Origin of the sequence: Synechococcus sp. H55.7, assembly GCF_047462395.1 — a bacterium.
GTDB lineage: Bacteria > Cyanobacteriota > Cyanobacteriia > Thermostichales > Thermostichaceae > Thermostichus.
In genome coordinates, this window is the sequence record NZ_JANSJD010000001.1 from 67,638 (window position 1) to 85,313 (window position 17,676).

Here is a 17,676-nt window from a genome sequence, read left to right on the forward strand (position 1 = left end):
TTAAACGGCCTTTGCTGCATGAGCGCGTCTCCTCTATCCTTATCTCCGCCGTCCGTTCGGGATTCGCAGGCGGCTTCACCCACGGCACCCCGCCAAGCTCCCGGGGGAGAAATCCGGCTGGAGGAGTTGGATGAGAAGCAATTGCTGGCCGGCCTATCGTCGGTGGTGCTCAACCCGGCAGCTTGGAGTTGCTTCAGCATCAGTGAAACCAGCCGCTTGCTACGCCCCCTGCAAATTTGCCCTGACTTGACCGGAACTCCCGTTCTCTCCCCAGGCGCCACTGCCGAAGTTGTCTATAAGTTCCTGCTGAGCGACGGTCGGATTGGAACCATGAAGGGGCTGATCTCGATCGAAGACTTCCGCAGCGAGCGGCTGCGCTCGGTTTACGATCAGCTTCACATCGAGAAGGTTATACCGGCCTTCACCGAGTCGGTTGTGGTGCAGATCATCGACCACTTGAAACCAATTTTTGCCCGCGACCTGGACGAGCTGCTCTGGCAAGAAAGCTTTTACTTTACTCCTCAAGATCTGCGCCAGCCGGAGTTCCTGCTGCGCGGCCTGCGGCCCGAGGCGATCCCGCGTCGCTTTCGACCGCATCTGCAAAGGGTGTACTCCCAGATCAAGGAGGTGTGTCGCAGCCTGCCCAACATCGCTTTCCAACTGTGTCTGCGGGCCTACCTGGAGTACAACGACGTCAAAAACCGACATCTCCTCGCCTTGCTGCTCAGCAAGTATTTTTACACGCTCTACCGCATCGGTGGGCTAGAGGGGTGGGAAAGTCGGGATCCGGTGGAGGTGGGATCCCTGTGCTCTGGCGATCGGCGGGCTCGCTTGCAGGCTCTTTCTCGCCTCTTAACCCTGGATAACGACAGCGACGCTCCCTTGGTGGGCATCGGTGGCGCGGGGCCGGGGGGCGGCTATTTCAGTGGAGAATGGGAACCTGCTGCTACCGAGGTGCCGAGCGCAGAAGAGATCGAAAAGCTGCGGCAAGATGCGGAGGCGGCGCGCGGCCAGGCCGCCGAGGCGCAGCAGTTGGTAACCCAATATCAAGAAGAGAAAAAACAAGAGCTGCTCAACCGCCTGCAGGATCCGGGAAAGTTTCTTCTTTTCAGCATTCATCAGTTTTTTGACACCATCTTCGGATCCCTACCCGGAGAGGTGAAAAGCGAGTATGGAGCAGTTTGGGTGCCGCGCACCTCCTACTTGGACGAGAAAGAGCGGGACAAGCTAACCCAGCATTTGCACTGGATCACCAGCGAGATCTATTTGCTTAGCATCCCCTTTGCCGAGGCAACAATCATCGGCTATTGGCGGGTTTTGGCCGATTCGTTCTACAACCAGTGGGTTTTAAACCAGTACAAGCAGTTGCAAAGCTACGGAGTGGATCTGGAGCAGCAGGGCATCCAAATCCTAGAGCGCGAACAATTTTTGCATGAAGTGCAACTGCGCTTTGCCGCCCGCCACTGCGAGATTGTAACTCAAAATGTAGAGAAGATCGGCCAAATTGTGGTGGATAGCCTGGCCAAGCGGGTGGCCCTCAACGCCAGTCAGCAAAGCTTCCAGGCGATGCGGGCCAAATTGACCACCGTTTTGGATATGGACATTTCCCGCAAGGACATGGGAGAGGTCAAGCGGCTGATCGACTACTTCACGGATGTGTTTTTGGGCAAGCGGGAGGAGCTGCGTTCTCCTTACCCAGTGGGCACCATCTTGCAAGTAAAGGCAGCCGTCGAGGCCCGTCCCCCCGACAGTCGCACCCGCATTGGCCTGGAAATCCTAAACCAGATCTACCGCGAGTACATGCCTATGCTGCAGCAAGAGTAGGGGCAGGGATCCCATAGGCTGGCAGGTGTTGGGCACAATGGGGACTGGTGTGCTGTCTCGGGTTAGGAGATCGGGAGTTCCCATGCGCTACCGCCAGCTTGGCCACAGCCCTTTGCAGGTCTCGGAAATCTGTCTGGGCAGCATGACCTTTGGACAGCAGAATACCTTGGCCGAGGCTTGGGAACAGCTCGATTACGCGGTGGAGCACGGGATCAACTTCATCGACACCGCCGAGATGTACCCGGTGCCGGCGCGGGCGGAAACCCAGGGAGCCACAGAACGCTACATCGGCGAGTGGCTACAACACCAGCCGCGGGAGCGCCTCATCATCGCCACCAAGATCACCGGCCCGGGTCGGCCCTGGCACTGGATCCGCGGCGGGTCTCTCTCGATTAGCCGCGACAACCTCAAACAGGCGGTGGCCGGCAGCCTCAAACGCCTGAAGACCGACTACATCGACCTCTACCAAATCCACTGGCCGGATCGCTATGTGCCCCTGTTTGGGGGGGTGGCCTACGATCCCAGCCAGGAGCGGCCCACGGTTCCCATTGCCGAGCAACTGCAGGGCTTGGCGGAACTGGTGCAGGAGGGCCTGGTGCGCTACATCGGCTTGAGCAACGAAACCCCCTGGGGAGTCTGCGAGTTCTGCCACCTGGCCGAGCAGTTGGGCCTGCCCAAGGTGGTCTCGATTCAAAACGCCTATAGCCTCCTCAACCGCACGTTTGAGATGGGCCTGGCGGAGGTTTGCCACCACGAGCAGGTGGGGTTGCTGGCCTACAGCCCCCTGGCCTTTGGGCTGCTGACGGGCAAATACCTGGGGGGCGCCAAGCCGCCGGGATCCCGTTTGGCACTGTTTGAGGGCTTTGGCCAGCGCTACCGCAAGCCCAATGTGGAAGAGGCCGTGGCCGCCTACGTACGCATTGCCCGCCAGCACGGCCTGACCCCTGCCCAGTTGGCTTTGGCCTTTGTGCGCAGCCGCTGGTTTGTCACCAGCACCATCATCGGAGCCACCAACCTGGCCCAGCTCAAGGAAAACCTCAGTTGCCTGGAGCTGTCGCCTGAGATCTTGGCGGAGATCGAAGCGGTGCACCAGCGCTACCCCAATCCTGCACCCTGAGCAGGCGACAAAACAGCCCGCCAAGGAGAACTTTTTGAGAACTTTCCTCGTCTGGGGCTATGGCTTGGATAACTAGGTCCGAGCTGGCCCCTCTTGAACTCACAAACCTCCCAGGGGCTCTCCTAGCAGATCGTGAGGTGTGAACAAACAATGCGCAACCTTTTCCTTTGGCAGGGTTGGAAGACGGTAGCTCTGGTGGTAGGCTGCAGCAGCTTGGTTTGGATGGGGGATCCCGCTTGGGCGCAACTTTCTGACATCAGCACCTACTGGGGCGCCCAGTACATCGCCGGCTTGAACGAGCGGCAGATCATCGGCGGCTTCCCAGACGGCACCTTTCGCCCCAATGAGTCGATTACCCGCGCCCAGTTTGCCGTTATCGTTACCAAAGCTTTTGGGCTGGATACCAACGTTCCCGTACGCTCCTTTGCCGATCCCATTCCCAGTTGGGCAGCTCCCTCTATTGGCGCGGCGGCAGCAGCAGGGTATGTTTCCGGCTTTCCCGACGGCACGTTCCGTCCCAACGATGTCCTCACCCGCGCCCAGGCCATTACTGTCCTGACCCGCGCTGCCACCAACGGCAGGCTCCTCGGGGATCCAAGCCAAATTGATGCCATCCTGGCCGGGTTCAGCGATGCCAATTTGGTTCCCAACTTTGCCCGCGCCCCCATCGCGACAGCGGTTCAAGAAGGGCTGTTGGTGCTCTACCCTGATCCCACCCGCTTGAATGCCCAGGCGGTGGCCACGCGGGGGGAAGTGGCGGCTCTTACCTACCAAGCGCTGGCCAAGGTGGGCCGGGTGCCCAGCCTAGACCCGCCGGTGGGGGCTGCCATCCCCAGGCCAGGGATCCGCACCGAGCTCCTCGCCCAGGTTACCCCCACCCCTGAGCCCCTGGCTACGCCGGATATCCCTGTGGAGCCGCTGGTGGAAACGCTGCCCGCCGCGCCGGAAGTGAGAACTTTCTTGGCCCGCGAGGAGCTGGGATCCGTCAATCCGGGGGACACCCTGACGGTGTATTTGCTGGGATCCCCGGGGGCGCAGGGGTCTTTTTCCATCCCCGGTATCGCCTACAACCTGCCGTTGCAGGAAACCCGCCCTGGCCAATACGAGGGCAGCTACACCTTCCGCAGCCAAGACCGGGCCTCGGAAGCGCCGGTGTTCGCCCGTCTGGAGCGAAATGGGCTGGTGACCCTGGTGCAATTGCCGGACAAAACCATCAGCATTGGGCAGGTGACCGACACCACCTTCCCCACCATCAGCGACCTGGCCCCGCCCAACGGAGCGGTGACCGACAACCCGCGCCCCGCCATCTCCGCCCGCTTTCAAGATGAGCAGGGGATCGACCTCAATAGCTTTACCCTGCTGGTGAACAATGTAGATGTCACTGCCCAAGCCCAGCTCAGCCGCACCGGCTTCGCCTATACCCCCGCCGAGCCGCTGCCCACCGATCGACCGACCTTGATTGCCGTCCAAATTGCCGATACTAGCGGCAACACTGCCATCCAGCAGTGGTCTTTCCAGGTGCGGGCCGCCCAGCCCACACCCACTCCAACACCCACACCCACGCCGACCCCGACACCCACGCCAACCCCGACACCCACACCTACCCCTACTCCAGAACCCACGCCCACGCCCACGCTGACTCCAACACCTACCCCTACTCCAGAACCCACACCCACGCCGAGTCCACAGGCTGGCGGGGAGCCTTCCCCCTCTCCTTCCCCTAGCCCCTAGGGAAAACCCAGTCCAGGCCTTCAACAGGTCTCAATAGTGTTTTAAGGGCCGCCGCCCCCTTAACCTCTACTAAATCTAGTGGGCACGAGCTGGTCAGGATGTTAAGCTACTGCCAGTTGTGACTGGACGGGATCCATGAGCTCAGCGTTGCAGCCGTTTTTGCCGTCGTGGCAAAGGGTTGGCTTTGGGTGGCTGGTGAGTGGGGTGGGGTGGGCTGCGGCGGCGGCTGCAGTTGTTGCCCAGCAGTTCGAGTTCACTCCTCAAGCTCCTCAGCCGAATCCCGTCCCCACCCTGCCTCTGCTCAGCAACCCGCCCGGCTCCACGGCTCCGCAAGCCCTGCCGCCGGTGCCTCAGGTGCCGCAAATGCCGCTCACCGGGGATCCCATCCCACCACCGGGGGATCCGAGCCCGGCCCCAATCCCGGTGGTGCCCGTTCAAGCGGCCCCAGGTGGACAGGCTCCGCCAGGTGAGGCCTACTCCTACCAACGGCGGCCCGACCTCAGTCCAGGGGGGAATCTGGCCGGGGCCGCGCGGGGCGAGCTGCCCGCCGGCACCCGTATTCTCCTCACGGTCTACCGCCCCATCACCTTCCAGCCCTACCAGGCCATTAACGGCAACCTAGAAGTTTCGGAGCCGGTGCTGGATCGCTTTGGCCAGGTGGTGATCCCGGCGGGGAGCGTGGTGTGGGGCACTCTTGAGCCGATCTACCGAGAACTCAAGTTTTCTGGTCGGGAGTCGGAGAGCGCCGATCCCCAAGAGCGGGTCGTCGGCAGCCGCTTTGTGGCCAACCGCCTCACCATCGGCTCTTCCACCTATCTCATTAGAGGCCAGTCTGCACCCCTCCCGGTCGGATTGGATCGCAACGCCGACGTGGGCACTACCGTCGCCCGTGGGGCGGGCTATGGGGCGGCGGGCGGATTGGCCTTGGGAGTGCTCACGGGGGGATGGGGCTTTTTGCCCATCTTGGCCGGCGGCCTGGCGGGTGCTGCTGCAGGGAGTACCAACATCGACCGGGTGGTGACGCTGCAGCCCAATACGCTGGTGGAGCTGGAACTGAGCGAGAGCCTGATCATCCAATAGCCTTGACAAGAAGCCAGCAGGGGCGGGTCGGTAGAGTAGAGAAGATCCCCCCCCAAGTTTGCTCCATGGCCCTTTGGACCTACTTCGTGCCCCCCTTAGCTGGGCTGGTGATCGGCTATTTCACCAACGACATCGCCATCAAGATGCTCTTCCGGCCCTATCGCCCCTACCGGGTTTTCGGCTGGCGCATCCCCTTCACCCCCGGCTTGATCCCGCAGAACCAGCCCCGCCTGGCCAAGCAGATTGCCAAGACCATCATGGGATCCCTGCTCACGCCAGAGGAGCTGCACAACTTGGCCCGCAAGCTGCTGCAAACCGAGCGCATGCAGGCAGGGATCCGCTGGCTGCTGGGGGTGGCGCTGGATCGGCTGCAAAACCCCGAGCAACAGCAGCAAACGGCGCAGGTGCTGGCGCGCATCTTGGCCGATCTGTTTAACGAGTCGTTGCCCCGCCTGGTGAAGGTGCTTGCCCGCCAGGAGACCTTTTTGGAGGGGCCGATTAACCAACTGTTCGACCAGGTGCTGCTGGAGCTGCGCCTCAACGCTGAGCAAGCCCGGCAGCTCTCGGAGTGGATCCTGAAGCAGGCGCTGCCTCCCAAGGTGTTGCGGCAGAACCTAGTGGACTTTCTCACCGATCGCAACATCGAATCTCTGGATGAAGAATTTCGCGAGCGGGCCACCGGCTCCTACTGGGTGGTGGCCAACTTGTTTGGCCTCAAAAACGCCCTACTGCGCCTGCGCACCTATTGCCTGGAGGAGCCGGAAGGGGCAGAAGCCATCTTGGAAGATCTGCTCAAAGACATCAACGCCCCCCGCCGCCTGACCGAGATCCTGCAGAACCTCTCCCTGCAAAACCTGCCGGTTTCCGCCGTACGTCAGTTGCGTCGTGCCCTCCGCGATGGGATCCAAGATTACCTGCGCAGCCAAGGGCCAGAGGTTATCAAGGGGCTGGGGGAGAGCATCGATTGGGAAAAAGTGGCCAGCCTGGTGTTGGGTCGCCTGCGCAACTCCAAGGCGTTGATCACCTCCATCGATCAGATCAGCGCCGACCTGGCTTTGATCCTGGAGCGCTACCTGGAGCGGGATCTGGAATCCCTGATGATGCAGGTGATCCCGGTGTTGAACTTGGATCAGGTGATTGCCGACAAAGTGAACGCCACCTCCCCCGCCGACCTGGAGCAGGCCATCCAACAAATTGTGCGCCAAGAACTGCAGGCCATCGTCAACTTGGGGGGGCTGCTGGGTTTTTTGGTGGGCTGTGTGCAGGTGCTGTTTTTGCTGAGGTGACAGCCCCCTTCCCCAGAAAACGGGAGCTTGGATGGGAGTTTTCGCTTCGGTTATGATATTAGAATGCGGTTAACAATTCTCCACACTTCCGATCTCCACGCCAACCTGCATCCCTGGAACTACTTTACCGGGAGCCCCGCAGAGCACGGCCTGGCCAAGCTGGCCACTCTGATCAAGCGCGTGCGAGCAGCCAGCGCGGATCCGGTGTTGCTCATCGACAGCGGCGACACCATTCAAGGATCCCCCTTGGGCACCTACTATGCTCAGGTGGAGCGGGTCTCCCCTCACCCCATGGCCCATACCCTCAACGCCCTCGGCTACGACGCCTTCACGCCGGGCAACCACGACTTTAACTTTGGGCCCCAGGTCCTGCAGGATTTTGTGAGCGATCTCCGCTGTCCCACCCTGTGCGCTAACATCCTCCGCCAAAATGGGGATCCCCTGTTTCGGCCTTATCTAATCCGAGAAGTGGCCGGGATCCGTGTCGGCCTGCTGGGGCTGACCACCCCCCGCATCGACACCTGGGAGCGGCCCGACTACATCGCGGGGCTGCGCTTTGCCCCCCTGCTGGAAACTGCCCAGCACTACCTGTCGCTGCTGCGGCCCCAGGTGGACGTGTTGGTGCTGATTCTGCACAGCGGCCCCAGCCAATTGCCCCCTTTGCGCACCCCAGAGCACTGGCACAACCCGGATCGCTCCGGCTGGACCAGCAACAAAAGCCTGAGGGGGGAAAACGAGCTGCTGGCCCTGGCAGAGCTGGAGGGCATTGACGTCATCCTCTCCGGCCATACCCATCAGACCATCGCCGGCCTGGGGGGGGCCAAGGCCCTGGTGGTGCAGCCCGGCTACTGGGGCAGCCACCTTTCCCACGTGTCTTTGGAGCTGGAGCGCCACGGAGGACGCTGGCAAGTTGTCGGGAAAACCGCCCAGTTGCTGGCTGCAGAAGGGATCCATCCTGATCCCGAACTCCTGGCCCTGACAGAGCCCTATCATCAGGCCACCTTGCGCTACATCCGCCAGCCCATTGGCCACGCCCGTTGTGCCTACCGCGGTGGGCTGGCAGCCCGGTTGGGGGCCAATCCCCTAGCAGAGCTCCTGCATCAGGCCCAATTGCAGGCGGTACGGGAGGCCAGCCTCTCGGCGGAGCTCTCCCTGGTCAACATCTGCAGCAGTGCCGGCCTGGCAGCGGGCCCCATCTTTTTGCAAGACGCCTACAGCCTCACCGTTTACGACAACACCCTCTGCATCTTGGAGATCACCGGCGACATCTTGCGACGCGCTCTTGAGCAGACGGCTGGGTATTTTCGCCAATTGGATCCCGATCATCTTCCCCCCGATCCTGCTGCCGTCGTGGCCCCCGAAGCACGAGGCTACACTTTCGACCTTTACCACGGCATCGACTACTGCTTCGATCTCACCCGCCCTGTAGGCGAGCGCTTGGTGACCTTACAATTTCGCGGCCAACCGGTGCAGCCGGATCAGACCTTTCGCCTGGCCATCAACCACTACCGCGCCGGCGGTGGGGGGGGCTACAGCATGTTCCAAGAAGCCCAAACCCTCTGGATCTCCGCCGACAGTATCCGCGACTTTCTCGCCCGCCACATTCACACCCATTCCCCCATCCAGCCCATCTACAGCCACAACTGGCACCTCATTCCCAACTTGGCCGAGATCTACTTTCCCCAGTGTTTGGGCCAGCCTCAGGACAGCTTGCTGGTAGGCTAGAACAACAGGAACCTTAACTGGCTGGTAGAGGAGTCGGTAGAATACGATCAGCACAGAGCCCAGTTTGGCTAATGGCGGCGATGGTTTTGAGACTGCCAAACTGTGGGCACCCGACGTTACTGCTTATTGCTCACGCTTGTCGACATAACCCATGACTGCTGAAGAGAAGCAACCGATGGCCCCAGAAGATACCTATCCTGAGCTGCAGGAAGAAGAGATCGACGTGGAGGCAGAACTGGAGAAGCTGATTTTGGAAGACAGCGAAGCAGAAGCCGGTGCCTCCTCCGCAGAAGCCGGCACCGAGCCATCTCCAGATCCCGGTGAAGCCCTGAAGCAGCTCCAGCACGAATTGGAAGTCGTCCGCCAGCAGCTCAAAGAAAAAGAAGACGCCTACCTGCGCCTCTACGCCGATTTTGAAAACTACCGGCGGCGTACCCAGCGGGAAAAAGAGGAGTTCAGCCAAAAAGAACGGCAGAAATTTGTGCTGGAGATCTTGCCTGTTGTGGACAGCTTCGAGCGGGCCCAGCACCAGTTGAAACTGGAAACCGACCGCGAGCGGGAGTTGCACAACAGCTACCAGAGCGTCTACCGCCTGCTGGTGGAATCTCTCAAAAAGATGGGGGTCTCCCGCATGAAGTCGGTGGGCCATCCCTTCGACCCCAACCTACATGAAGCCATCGCCCGTCAACCCAGCACCGACTATCCCGAAGATGTGGTAGCCGTCGAATATCAGCCAGGTTATAAGCTGGGGGATTTGGTGATCCGTCATGCCATGGTAGCCGTCTCGGCAGGCAGCCCAAACCCTGCACCCTCTCCCCAAAGCGAGGGGGCCGGCCCCGAAGATACCTCTGCCTCTTCCCAAAGTGCTGCAAACTCTTAGCAAAACTGCTCGCTTGAACCTTGACAAGTAGAGCCTATCTGTCTTCAGAAAGGCTACAGTAAAGCTACGGATGCAGAAGCACTGCCTGAAGGTTTCTGCGGGATCCTGGGCAGAATGCTTTTAAGATCCGTGGAACTGCGTCCTTGGGTTAAAACTTGGGGCACCGGAAGAGGGGGCTATGGGTAAAGTCATCGGGATTGACCTGGGAACCACCAACAGTTGTGTGGCGGTTTTGGAAGGCGGCCAGCCCGTTGTGATCACCAACGCCGAGGGAGGGCGTACCACCCCCAGCATCGTCGGCTTTGCCAAAAACAACGCCCGCTTGGTGGGCCAACTGGCCAAGCGCCAGGCGGTTACCAACGCGGAAAACACCATCTTCAGCATCAAACGCTTCATTGGCCGCACCTTTGCCGAGACCGAAGAAGAGCGGAAGCGGGTTCCCTACAAAGTGATCCCTGGCCGAGACAACATGGTGGAAGTGGCGGTGCAAGACCGCGCCTACACTCCCCAGGAGATCTCGGCCATGATCCTGCAGAAGCTGAAGGCCGATGCGGAAGCCTATCTGGGGGAGCCGGTGACCCAGGCCGTGATCACCGTTCCTGCCTACTTTACCGATGCCCAACGGCAGGCCACCAAAGATGCCGGCACCATTGCCGGGCTGGAGGTGCTGCGCATCATTAACGAGCCGACGGCAGCCGCCCTGGCCTACGGGCTGGACAAACAAGATCAAGATCTGCGCATCTTGGTTTTCGACTTGGGCGGTGGCACCTTCGACGTCTCGGTGCTGCAACTGGGCAGCGGCGTGTTCGAGGTGCAAGCCACCGCCGGCAACAACCACCTGGGGGGGGATGACTTCGACCAAAGAATTGTCGATTGGCTCACCCGCCAGTTTTTGGAGACGGAAGGGATCGACCTCTCGCGGGATCGTATGGCCTTGCAGCGGATGCGGGAGGCGGCCGAGAAGGCCAAAATTGAGCTGTCCAGCACCCAGGTTACGCTCATCAACCTGCCCTTTATCACCGCCGACGACTCCGGGCCCAAACACCTGGAAGTGGAGCTGACCCGCGCCAAGTTCGAGGAGTTGGTGCGGGATCTGGTGGAAGCTACTGTCGAGCCTACAGAACAGGCGCTGCGGGATGCTGGCCTCTCCCCTGAGGATATCGACCGTGTGCTCCTGGTGGGTGGCTCTACTCGCATTCCCGCCGTTCAGGAGAAGATTCGGCAGATCTTCAAAAAAAACCCGGATCGCTCCGTCAACCCGGACGAGGCAGTGGCCCTTGGCGCCGCCATCCAGGCAGGGGTGATGGGAGGAGAGGTGAAAGATCTGCTGCTGCTGGATGTGATCCCCCTCTCGATTGGGGTGGAAACGCTGGGGGGCGTCTTCACCCGCATCATCGAGCGCAACACCACCGTCCCCACCAGCAAAACCCAAATTTTCTCCACCGCCACCGATGGCCAGAGCGTGGTGGAGATTCACGTCCTGCAGGGGGAGCGGGCCATGGCCAAAGACAACAAGACCTTGGGCCGCTTTCAACTGACCGGGATCCCGCCGGCTCCCCGTGGGGTGCCCCAGATCGAAGTCTCGTTTGACATCGATGCCAACGGGATCTTGAAAGTCTCAGCTCGTGAAAAGGGGACGGGAATCGAGCAAAGCGTCAAGATCACCAACAACGGCGGCTTGAGCAGCAGCGAGATCGAGCGGATGCGCCGAGAAGCGGAAGCCTATGCCGAAGAAGATCAACGCCGGCGGCAGTTGGTGGAAGCCCGTAACCAGTCGGACAGCCTGCTCTACAACTACGACAAAACCCTGCAGGAGCACGGCAATCGCCTCAGCGAAGCTCGAATCCAGCGGGGGGCTCAGGTGGCGGGCACATTGAGGGCATTGCTGGCAAATGATAACGTAGACTTAGCAACTTTACGGAACGCAATGGAAGAGCTGCGGGCTGTTCTTCTGGAGATGGGTGGCGAGATCTACGGAGCTCGCTAGGGATTCTCGGAGACAGCTCTTCTTTGGCCTCGGTGGCTTGTAGGCTTGCTTTGGTTGTGTTGCCCGACAAGTTGTGTCTCAAGCATGTTTGATCTTTGCATCTTTAATTTTTTCTGAAGCGCTTCTATGGCTCGTGACTACTACGAAATCTTGGGGGTTAGCCGCGACAGCTCCAAAGAGGAGATCAAGCGCGCCTATCGACGATTGGCTCGCAAGTACCACCCGGATGTCAACAAAGAGCCAGGTGCGGAGGAGCGCTTCAAGGAGATCAACCGTGCCTATGAGGTGCTCTCCGACAGCGAGCTGAAAGCCCGCTACGACCGCTTTGGAGAGGCGGGCTTGGGAGGGGCCGCCGCGGCAGCGAGCGGATTCCAGGATTTTGCGGGGATGGGTGGCTTTGCCGATATTTTCGAGAGCTTTTTCACCAACTTTGCGGGGGTGGGAGCCGGCTATGGCCGCAGCCGCAATGGGCCGGTACGGGGGGATGATCTGCGCTTTGACCTGAAATTGGAGTTTCTTGAGGCCATCTTCGGGGGCGAAAAGCAAATTCGCATCAGCCACCTAGAAGTCTGCAATGTCTGCGGGGGCAGTGGCGCCAAGCCCGGCACGGAGGTCAAAATCTGTCCCACCTGTGGTGGCGCTGGTCAGGTGCGGCGGGCCACCCGCACCCCGTTTGGCAACTTTACCCAAGTCTCGGTTTGTCCCACCTGTGGTGGCAGTGGTCAGGTGTTGGAGGAGCCCTGCTACAACTGCAATGGCGAGGGCCTGGCCCAAACCACGAAGAAACTGCGCATCAACATCCCCGCCGGCGTGGACAGTGGCACCCGCTTGCGGGTTTCCGGAGAAGGCGATGCCGGTCGGCGCGGTGGCCCGCCCGGAGATCTCTACGTCTACCTGTTTGTGGAGCCGGATCCGGACTTTCAGCGCGATGGCCTGACCATCCTCTCGGAGGTGCGGGTGAGCTATCTGCAGGCCATTTTGGGGGCCAAAGTCTCGGTGCCCACCGTGGACTCAAAGGCCGGCTTGGAGGAAGAGGTGGAGCTGACCATTCCCGCCGGATCCCAGCCGGGCACGGTGCTGACCCTGGAAGGTAAGGGGGTGCCTCGCATCGGCAACCCAATGTCGCGGGGCGACCACAAAATCACCCTGGTGGTGGAAATTCCCACCCGCATCAGCTCAGAAGAGCGGGAATTGCTGCTGCGCTTGGCTGAGCTGCACGGAGAACGCATCAACAAGCGGGATGGTTTCTTGGGCGGGTTGTTGCGCGGGCTGGCCCAGATGCCCGGCAACCGGGAGCGTGAGGAAGAATGACGCCAGAGGCTGTTTCATTGCAAGAGGTCAAGCTCGTCCTTGACCAGCGCGGGATCCCTTGCCCCCTCAACTACGTACGGGCGAAGCTGCGGCTGGAACGCATGGCCCCTGGAGAGCTGTTGGAGCTGTGGCTGGATGCAGGAGAACCCCTGGAGCAGGTGCCCAACAGCCTGGCGATGGCCGGGCATCGGATCGAGGGGCAACAAGCTACGCCTGAGGGGCATCACATCCTCTGGGTGCGCCGCGGGGACTTGACATGAGCCACCTGAGCCGGAAGGGATCGGGACAGGCTGCTCAAGAGGGGGAGCAGGGATCCACCTATACCGGCTGGGTGCGAGCGGCGCAGGCCAACTTTTACCGTGTGCGCATCGATCCGGCCTTGGCCGCCCTTTTTCCCGAGATCCCAGCTCAGTTCCCGGCCCAAAAGCCCATGCCGGCGGAGCTCCTCTGCACAGCTCGGGCCAAGCTCAAAAAAATGGGGCAATCGGTGATGGTGGGAGACTGGGTAGAGGTGGGCTTGCCGCCGGCTGCCGACTCTCTCTGGCCGGAGCGAGGGGTGATCGAGGCGATCTGGCCGCGGCGCACTCAACTCCCTCGACCGGCTATTGCCAATGTGACCCAAGTTCTGGTGGTGGTGGCCCTGGCCGAGCCGGATCCCGAGCCCAACGCCCTCAGCCGTCTGCTGGTGCAGGCTGAGGCCAGCCAACTGCGGGTTCAAGTGGTGTTGAACAAATGCGACCGCGTGGATCCGGGGGTGGCGGCAACTTGGGTGGATCGCCTGCAGAGGTGGGGATATGAGCCTTTGCTGGTGAGCGCCCACACCCAAGCTGGGATCCCCCAGTTGCAACGGTGTTGTCGAGATCAGATCTCGGTGGTAGTAGGCCCTTCCGGAGTGGGCAAATCCAGTCTGCTCAATCGGCTGTTGCCAGACGTTCGGCTGGCTACTCAGGCCGTCTCCAGGCGCTTGCGTCAGGGCCGGCACACCACCCGCCATGTGGAGCTGTTTCCCTTGCCAGAAGGCGGTTGGATCGCCGATTCGCCCGGATTCAATGCCGGCGAAGGGATCCCGCCGGTTCATCCTTTGCAACTGATACGGTGCTTTCCAGAAGTCAGGGATCGCTTGGGCACCTGTCAGTTTCGCGATTGCCTGCACGATCGAGAGCCGGGCTGCGGGCTCCGAGATCTGGATTGGGAACGACGGACTTTCTACTTGCAGCTTTTGCAAGAGGCCCAGTTTGGCCAGAATTGCGCGAAAGGCCCATCTCGCCAGCAGGAGCAGGCCGTTGATGGATGGCGTGCCTTTGATTTGAACTACAGTCGTTTCAAATGGCAATGAAACGGTTCGTTCCGTCGCTCTTCCCTCCCCTAGAGGGCGAAGGTAGCACCTCTTCGCCTGAGAGAGTTGGCGGGTCTTCCACCAGTTCCGGCGCCCGTCCTGCCCGGTCGTTGAAGGTTACTAAAATGGGGCCAGTCGAAGGGAAAAATCATGCAGTATCGCAGATTTGGGCGTACCGAGCTGTCTATGCCTGTACTGAGCTGTGGCGGCATGCGTTATCAGCACAGTTGGCAAGACACTCCTTGGTCAGGGATCCCAGCAGCAAGCCAGCAGAACCTGGAAGCGACGATCCGCCGGGCCCTGGAAGTGGGCATCAACCACATCGAAACTGCCCGCGGCTACGGCACCTCTGAGATGCAGTTGGGCCGCATTTTGCCGCTTTTCCCCCGGCAAGATCTGATCGTGCAAACAAAAATTGGCCCCAGCGCCGATCCGAAGCAGTTCCTGGCCAAGTTCGAACAATCGATGAGCTACCTGAACCTCGACCATGTGGATCTGCTGGCCATCCACGGATTGAACACCTGGGAAGATTTGGAGCACAGCCTGCGTCCAGGAGGGTGCCTGGAGGTGTGTCAGCGTCTGGTGCGACAGGGGCGGGTGCGTTTCGTCGGCTTCTCCACCCATGGGCCGACGGAGTTGATCGTGGAAGCCATCCAGTCGGGGGGCTTTGATTACGTCAACCTGCACTGGTATTTTGTCAACCAGACCAACTGGCCAGCCATTGAGGCTGCCGCCCGGCAAGACATGGGGGTATTCATCATCAGCCCCTCAGACAAAGGGGGCAAGCTTTACGATCCGCCCGCCAAGCTGGTGCAGTTGTGCCAACCTCTCAGCCCAATGGTCTTCAACGACCTGTTCTGCCTGTCCCATCCCCAGGTTCACACCCTCAGCATTGGAGCAGCTCGACCCAGCGATTTTGATGAGCACCTGCGGGCGGTGGAGCTGTTGGATCGGGCTGATGAGCTGTTGCCACCGATCCTGGCCCGCCTAGAGCAAGCTTTGATCGAGCAGGTGGGAGAACACTACGCCAAAACTTGGCACCAGGGCCTGCCTCGCTACGACCAAACCCCTGGACAGGTGAATATCCCATTTATTCTGCTGTTGCGCAATTTGGCCTTGGCCTATGACTTGGTGGACTATGCCAAAAGCCGTTACAACCTGTTGGGCAATGCCGGCAGTTGGCTCCCCGGCCAACGGGCAGACCAAGTGGATGCGGAAGCCCTACGGCCCTGTCTCATCCACAGCCCCCACCGCGACCGGATCCCGGCCTTGTTGCAAGAAGCCCATCGCCTGCTCTCTGGAGCCGAGGTGAAGCGGCTATCTCAGAGCCAACGTGTCCAGGGATCCTGACTGTCTGGGCCGCTGGAACGACAACAGCTGATCGGAGCGGCGGGATTTGAACCCACGACCCCCACTACCCCAAAGTGGTGCGCTACCAAGCTGCGCTACGCCCCGACGCACTGAACAGGTGGAAGTTCAGGAAGCGTCTAGTTAGTCTAGCATTGGATCGCGGCCAGAGTTAACCCCAAGCTGTGGGATCCTGCGGAAACCATGCTAGCTTGGTTAGGCTGCTAAAAAACACACGCCTGAACCACCGGGTGTCCTTACAGCCTTTTTGCGGTTTGCTGCAACAGCACCGGAGTTCCTCGCCAATTGGGGCAGAGCGCTCTGGGAGTGAATGTGCAGGAACCGTCAGGAAGGCCGTAGCTGGGATCCGTTCGGGCGGAGGCTAACCCGTAGGAGATGAAAAACTCATGAGCGTAGTCAGTTTGCCTCAACTGTTGGAGGCGGGGGTTCACTTTGGGCACAAGGCCAGCCGTTGGAACCCGAAGATGCGGCCCTACATCTTTACCGAACGGAACGGCATCCACATTATCGATTTGGTGCAGACGGCCCGTTATCTGAACGAAGCCTACGAGTATGTGCGGGATGCTGCCGACAGGGGTTGGCGCTTCCTGTTCGTCGGCACCAAACGGCAAGCTGCTGGGATCGTCGCTCAAGAAGCTCGTCGCTGTGGCAGCTACTACGTCAACCAGCGCTGGCTGGGGGGTATGCTCACCAACTGGGCCACCATCAAAACCCGCATTGACCGCCTCAAAGAAATTGAGGAGATGGAAAGCAGTGGTCTTTTGGATCGCCTGCCCAAACAAGAGGCCAGCCGTCTGCGGCGAGAGTTGGCCAGGCTGGAAAAGTACTTGGGCGGCATTAAAACCATGCGCAAGCTCCCCGATGCGGTGATCATTGTCGATCAGCGGCGAGAAGCCAACGCCATTCAGGAGTGTATCAAGCTTAACATTCCCATCATCTCTCTGCTGGACACCAACTGTGACCCCGACCTCAGCGACATCTTTATCCCCTCTAACGACGATGCCATTCGAGCGATTAAGCTGATTGTAGGCAAGCTGGCCGACGCCATCTACGAAGGGCGGCATGGGCAGCTCGACACTGTCGAAGAGGATGAGTACGAGTACGAAGGGGCTATGGATCTGGACGACGACACTCTGGAGGATGCAGAGGACGAAGAAGGAGAAACTGACGAAGACTAGAGCAGGGGCAGGGATCCCATGCGCTCTGGGCGTTTCCCTGCCCGTCTTCTCTCCAGAAGCTCGTATTCTTGAATCTAGGCTTACAATTTTGCCCAAGCTTACTCGTTCTCACTCCCATTCGGCCACGTCCTTCTCGTTCTTTCATTCGAGGAACCCTCATGAGTATTGATGCCAAAGTTGACGCCAAGCTGGTCAAAGAGCTGCGCGAAAAGACGGGCGCAGGCATGATGGACTGCAAAAAAGCCCTGGAAGAGTCGGGGGGCGACATGGACAAAGCCATCACCTGGCTGCGACAGAAAGGGTTGGCGGGGGCAGCCAAAAAGGCCGGTCGCGTCGCGGCAGAGGGAGTAGTCGATAGCTACATCCACTTCGGCAATCGGATTGGTGTGCTCGTGGAGGTGAACTGCGAGACGGATTTTGTGGCCCGCAACGAAGATTTTAAGAAACTGGTGCAAGACATCGCCAAGCAAATTGCCGCCTGCCAAAACGTAGAGTACGTCAGCGTTGACCAGATCCCTGCCGAGGTGGTGGAGCGGGAAAAAGCCATCGAAATGGGCAAAGAGGATCTGGCCAACAAGCCGGAGAACATACGCGAGAAGATCGTGCAGGGCCGCATCGAGAAGCGCCTGAAGGAGTTGTCTCTGCTGGATCAGCCCTTTATTAAAGATTCCTCGATTACCGTAGAGGAACTGGTGAAGCAGCACATTGCCAAGCTAGGGGAAAACATCCGGGTGCGGCGCTTCGTGCGCTTTGTCTTGGGAGAAGGGATCGAGAAACAGGAAGCGGATTTTGCCGCTGAAGTGGCTGCTCAGGCCGGTCTCAAGCCGGCAGAGCCAGCGCAAGGGGCAGAACC

The 17,676-nt window shown here is 60.2% G+C and carries 13 protein-coding genes, 1 tRNA gene and 1 pseudogene; 14 read left to right on the forward strand and 1 reads right to left on the reverse strand.

Going from position 1 to position 17,676, the window contains the following annotated elements:
- Window positions 1-18: 18 nt before the first annotated feature.
- From NW851_RS00335 to NW851_RS00390, 12 genes are all read left to right on the forward strand, one after another.
- Entirely contained in the window at window positions 19-1,824 is a 1,806-nt protein-coding gene (locus NW851_RS00335; RefSeq protein WP_414336495.1) for a hypothetical protein, read from the forward strand.
- Between the two features lie 82 nt (window positions 1,825-1,906).
- Window positions 1,907-2,941: an NADP(H)-dependent aldo-keto reductase gene (locus tag NW851_RS00340; protein ID WP_414336496.1), complete on the forward strand. Its 1,035-nt coding sequence runs from the start codon at window positions 1,907-1,909 to the stop codon at window positions 2,939-2,941.
- 150 nt (window positions 2,942-3,091) lie between these two features.
- Complete coding sequence (locus tag NW851_RS00345; protein WP_414336498.1) at window positions 3,092-4,672, forward strand: S-layer homology domain-containing protein; 1,581 nt, start codon at window positions 3,092-3,094, stop codon at window positions 4,670-4,672.
- A gap of 135 nt (window positions 4,673-4,807) precedes the next feature.
- The gene (locus NW851_RS00350; protein WP_414336500.1) at window positions 4,808-5,752 is read left to right on the forward strand and encodes a hypothetical protein; all 945 of its coding nucleotides are present in this window, start codon (window positions 4,808-4,810) and stop codon (window positions 5,750-5,752) included.
- A 65-nt stretch (window positions 5,753-5,817) separates the two neighbouring features.
- Window positions 5,818-7,038 (forward strand): DUF445 domain-containing protein, encoded by a 1,221-nt coding sequence (locus NW851_RS00355; RefSeq protein ID WP_414334169.1) that lies wholly within the window; start codon window positions 5,818-5,820, stop codon window positions 7,036-7,038.
- Window positions 7,039-7,101: 63 nt separating this feature from the next.
- A complete protein-coding gene (locus NW851_RS00360) occupies window positions 7,102-8,763 on the forward strand; it encodes a bifunctional metallophosphatase/5'-nucleotidase (RefSeq protein ID WP_414336502.1) in 1,662 nt (553 codons plus the stop codon).
- Window positions 8,764-8,914: 151 nt separating this feature from the next.
- A complete protein-coding gene (gene grpE / locus NW851_RS00365; protein ID WP_414334171.1) occupies window positions 8,915-9,643 on the forward strand; it encodes a nucleotide exchange factor GrpE in 729 nt (242 codons plus the stop codon).
- Between the two features lie 178 nt (window positions 9,644-9,821).
- A complete protein-coding gene (dnaK, locus tag NW851_RS00370) occupies window positions 9,822-11,630 on the forward strand; it encodes a molecular chaperone DnaK (RefSeq protein ID WP_414336505.1) in 1,809 nt (602 codons plus the stop codon).
- A 126-nt stretch (window positions 11,631-11,756) separates the two neighbouring features.
- A complete protein-coding gene (gene dnaJ / locus NW851_RS00375) occupies window positions 11,757-12,941 on the forward strand; it encodes a molecular chaperone DnaJ (RefSeq protein WP_414334175.1) in 1,185 nt (394 codons plus the stop codon).
- Window positions 12,938-13,201, forward strand: coding sequence for a sulfurtransferase TusA family protein (locus tag NW851_RS00380; RefSeq protein ID WP_414334176.1), 264 nt, complete (start codon window positions 12,938-12,940; stop codon window positions 13,199-13,201). Before dnaJ ends, NW851_RS00380 begins: the two co-directional genes overlap by 4 nt.
- A complete protein-coding gene (gene rsgA, locus NW851_RS00385) occupies window positions 13,198-14,277 on the forward strand; it encodes a ribosome small subunit-dependent GTPase A (RefSeq protein ID WP_414334177.1) in 1,080 nt (359 codons plus the stop codon). The genes NW851_RS00380 and rsgA overlap by 4 nt, the downstream gene beginning before the upstream one ends.
- Window positions 14,278-14,427: 150 nt before the next feature.
- Window positions 14,428-15,627 (forward strand): aldo/keto reductase, encoded by a 1,200-nt coding sequence (locus tag NW851_RS00390; RefSeq protein WP_414334178.1) that lies wholly within the window; start codon window positions 14,428-14,430, stop codon window positions 15,625-15,627.
- Window positions 15,628-15,658: 31 nt separating this feature from the next.
- Here the strand turns inward: NW851_RS00390 and NW851_RS00395 are convergent.
- A tRNA-Pro gene (locus tag NW851_RS00395) sits at window positions 15,659-15,732 on the reverse strand.
- A gap of 299 nt (window positions 15,733-16,031) precedes the next feature.
- Here NW851_RS00395 and rpsB point away from each other — a divergent pair.
- Window positions 16,032-16,823, forward strand: coding sequence for a 30S ribosomal protein S2 (gene rpsB, locus NW851_RS00400; RefSeq protein WP_414334179.1), 792 nt, complete (start codon window positions 16,032-16,034; stop codon window positions 16,821-16,823).
- Between the two features lie 158 nt (window positions 16,824-16,981).
- Window positions 16,982-17,638, forward strand: a pseudogene (gene tsf, locus NW851_RS00405) (translation elongation factor Ts); the annotation flags it as partial.
- Window positions 17,639-17,676 lie beyond the last annotated feature (38 nt).

Coding starts and splice junctions, on each gene's coding strand:
- NW851_RS00335 (WP_414336495.1), top strand. CDS start 19: ATGAGCGCGTCTCCTCTATCCTTATCTCCGCCGTCCGTTCGGGATTCG.
- NW851_RS00340 (WP_414336496.1), top strand. CDS start 1,907: ATGCGCTACCGCCAGCTTGGCCACAGCCCTTTGCAGGTCTCGGAAATC.
- NW851_RS00345 (WP_414336498.1), top strand. CDS start 3,092: ATGCGCAACCTTTTCCTTTGGCAGGGTTGGAAGACGGTAGCTCTGGTG.
- NW851_RS00350 (WP_414336500.1), top strand. CDS start 4,808: ATGAGCTCAGCGTTGCAGCCGTTTTTGCCGTCGTGGCAAAGGGTTGGC.
- NW851_RS00355 (WP_414334169.1), top strand. CDS start 5,818: ATGGCCCTTTGGACCTACTTCGTGCCCCCCTTAGCTGGGCTGGTGATC.
- NW851_RS00360 (WP_414336502.1), top strand. CDS start 7,102: ATGCGGTTAACAATTCTCCACACTTCCGATCTCCACGCCAACCTGCAT.
- grpE (WP_414334171.1), top strand. CDS start 8,915: ATGACTGCTGAAGAGAAGCAACCGATGGCCCCAGAAGATACCTATCCT.
- dnaK (WP_414336505.1), top strand. CDS start 9,822: ATGGGTAAAGTCATCGGGATTGACCTGGGAACCACCAACAGTTGTGTG.
- dnaJ (WP_414334175.1), top strand. CDS start 11,757: ATGGCTCGTGACTACTACGAAATCTTGGGGGTTAGCCGCGACAGCTCC.
- NW851_RS00380 (WP_414334176.1), top strand. CDS start 12,938: ATGACGCCAGAGGCTGTTTCATTGCAAGAGGTCAAGCTCGTCCTTGAC.
- rsgA (WP_414334177.1), top strand. CDS start 13,198: ATGAGCCACCTGAGCCGGAAGGGATCGGGACAGGCTGCTCAAGAGGGG.
- NW851_RS00390 (WP_414334178.1), top strand. CDS start 14,428: ATGCAGTATCGCAGATTTGGGCGTACCGAGCTGTCTATGCCTGTACTG.
- rpsB (WP_414334179.1), top strand. CDS start 16,032: ATGAGCGTAGTCAGTTTGCCTCAACTGTTGGAGGCGGGGGTTCACTTT.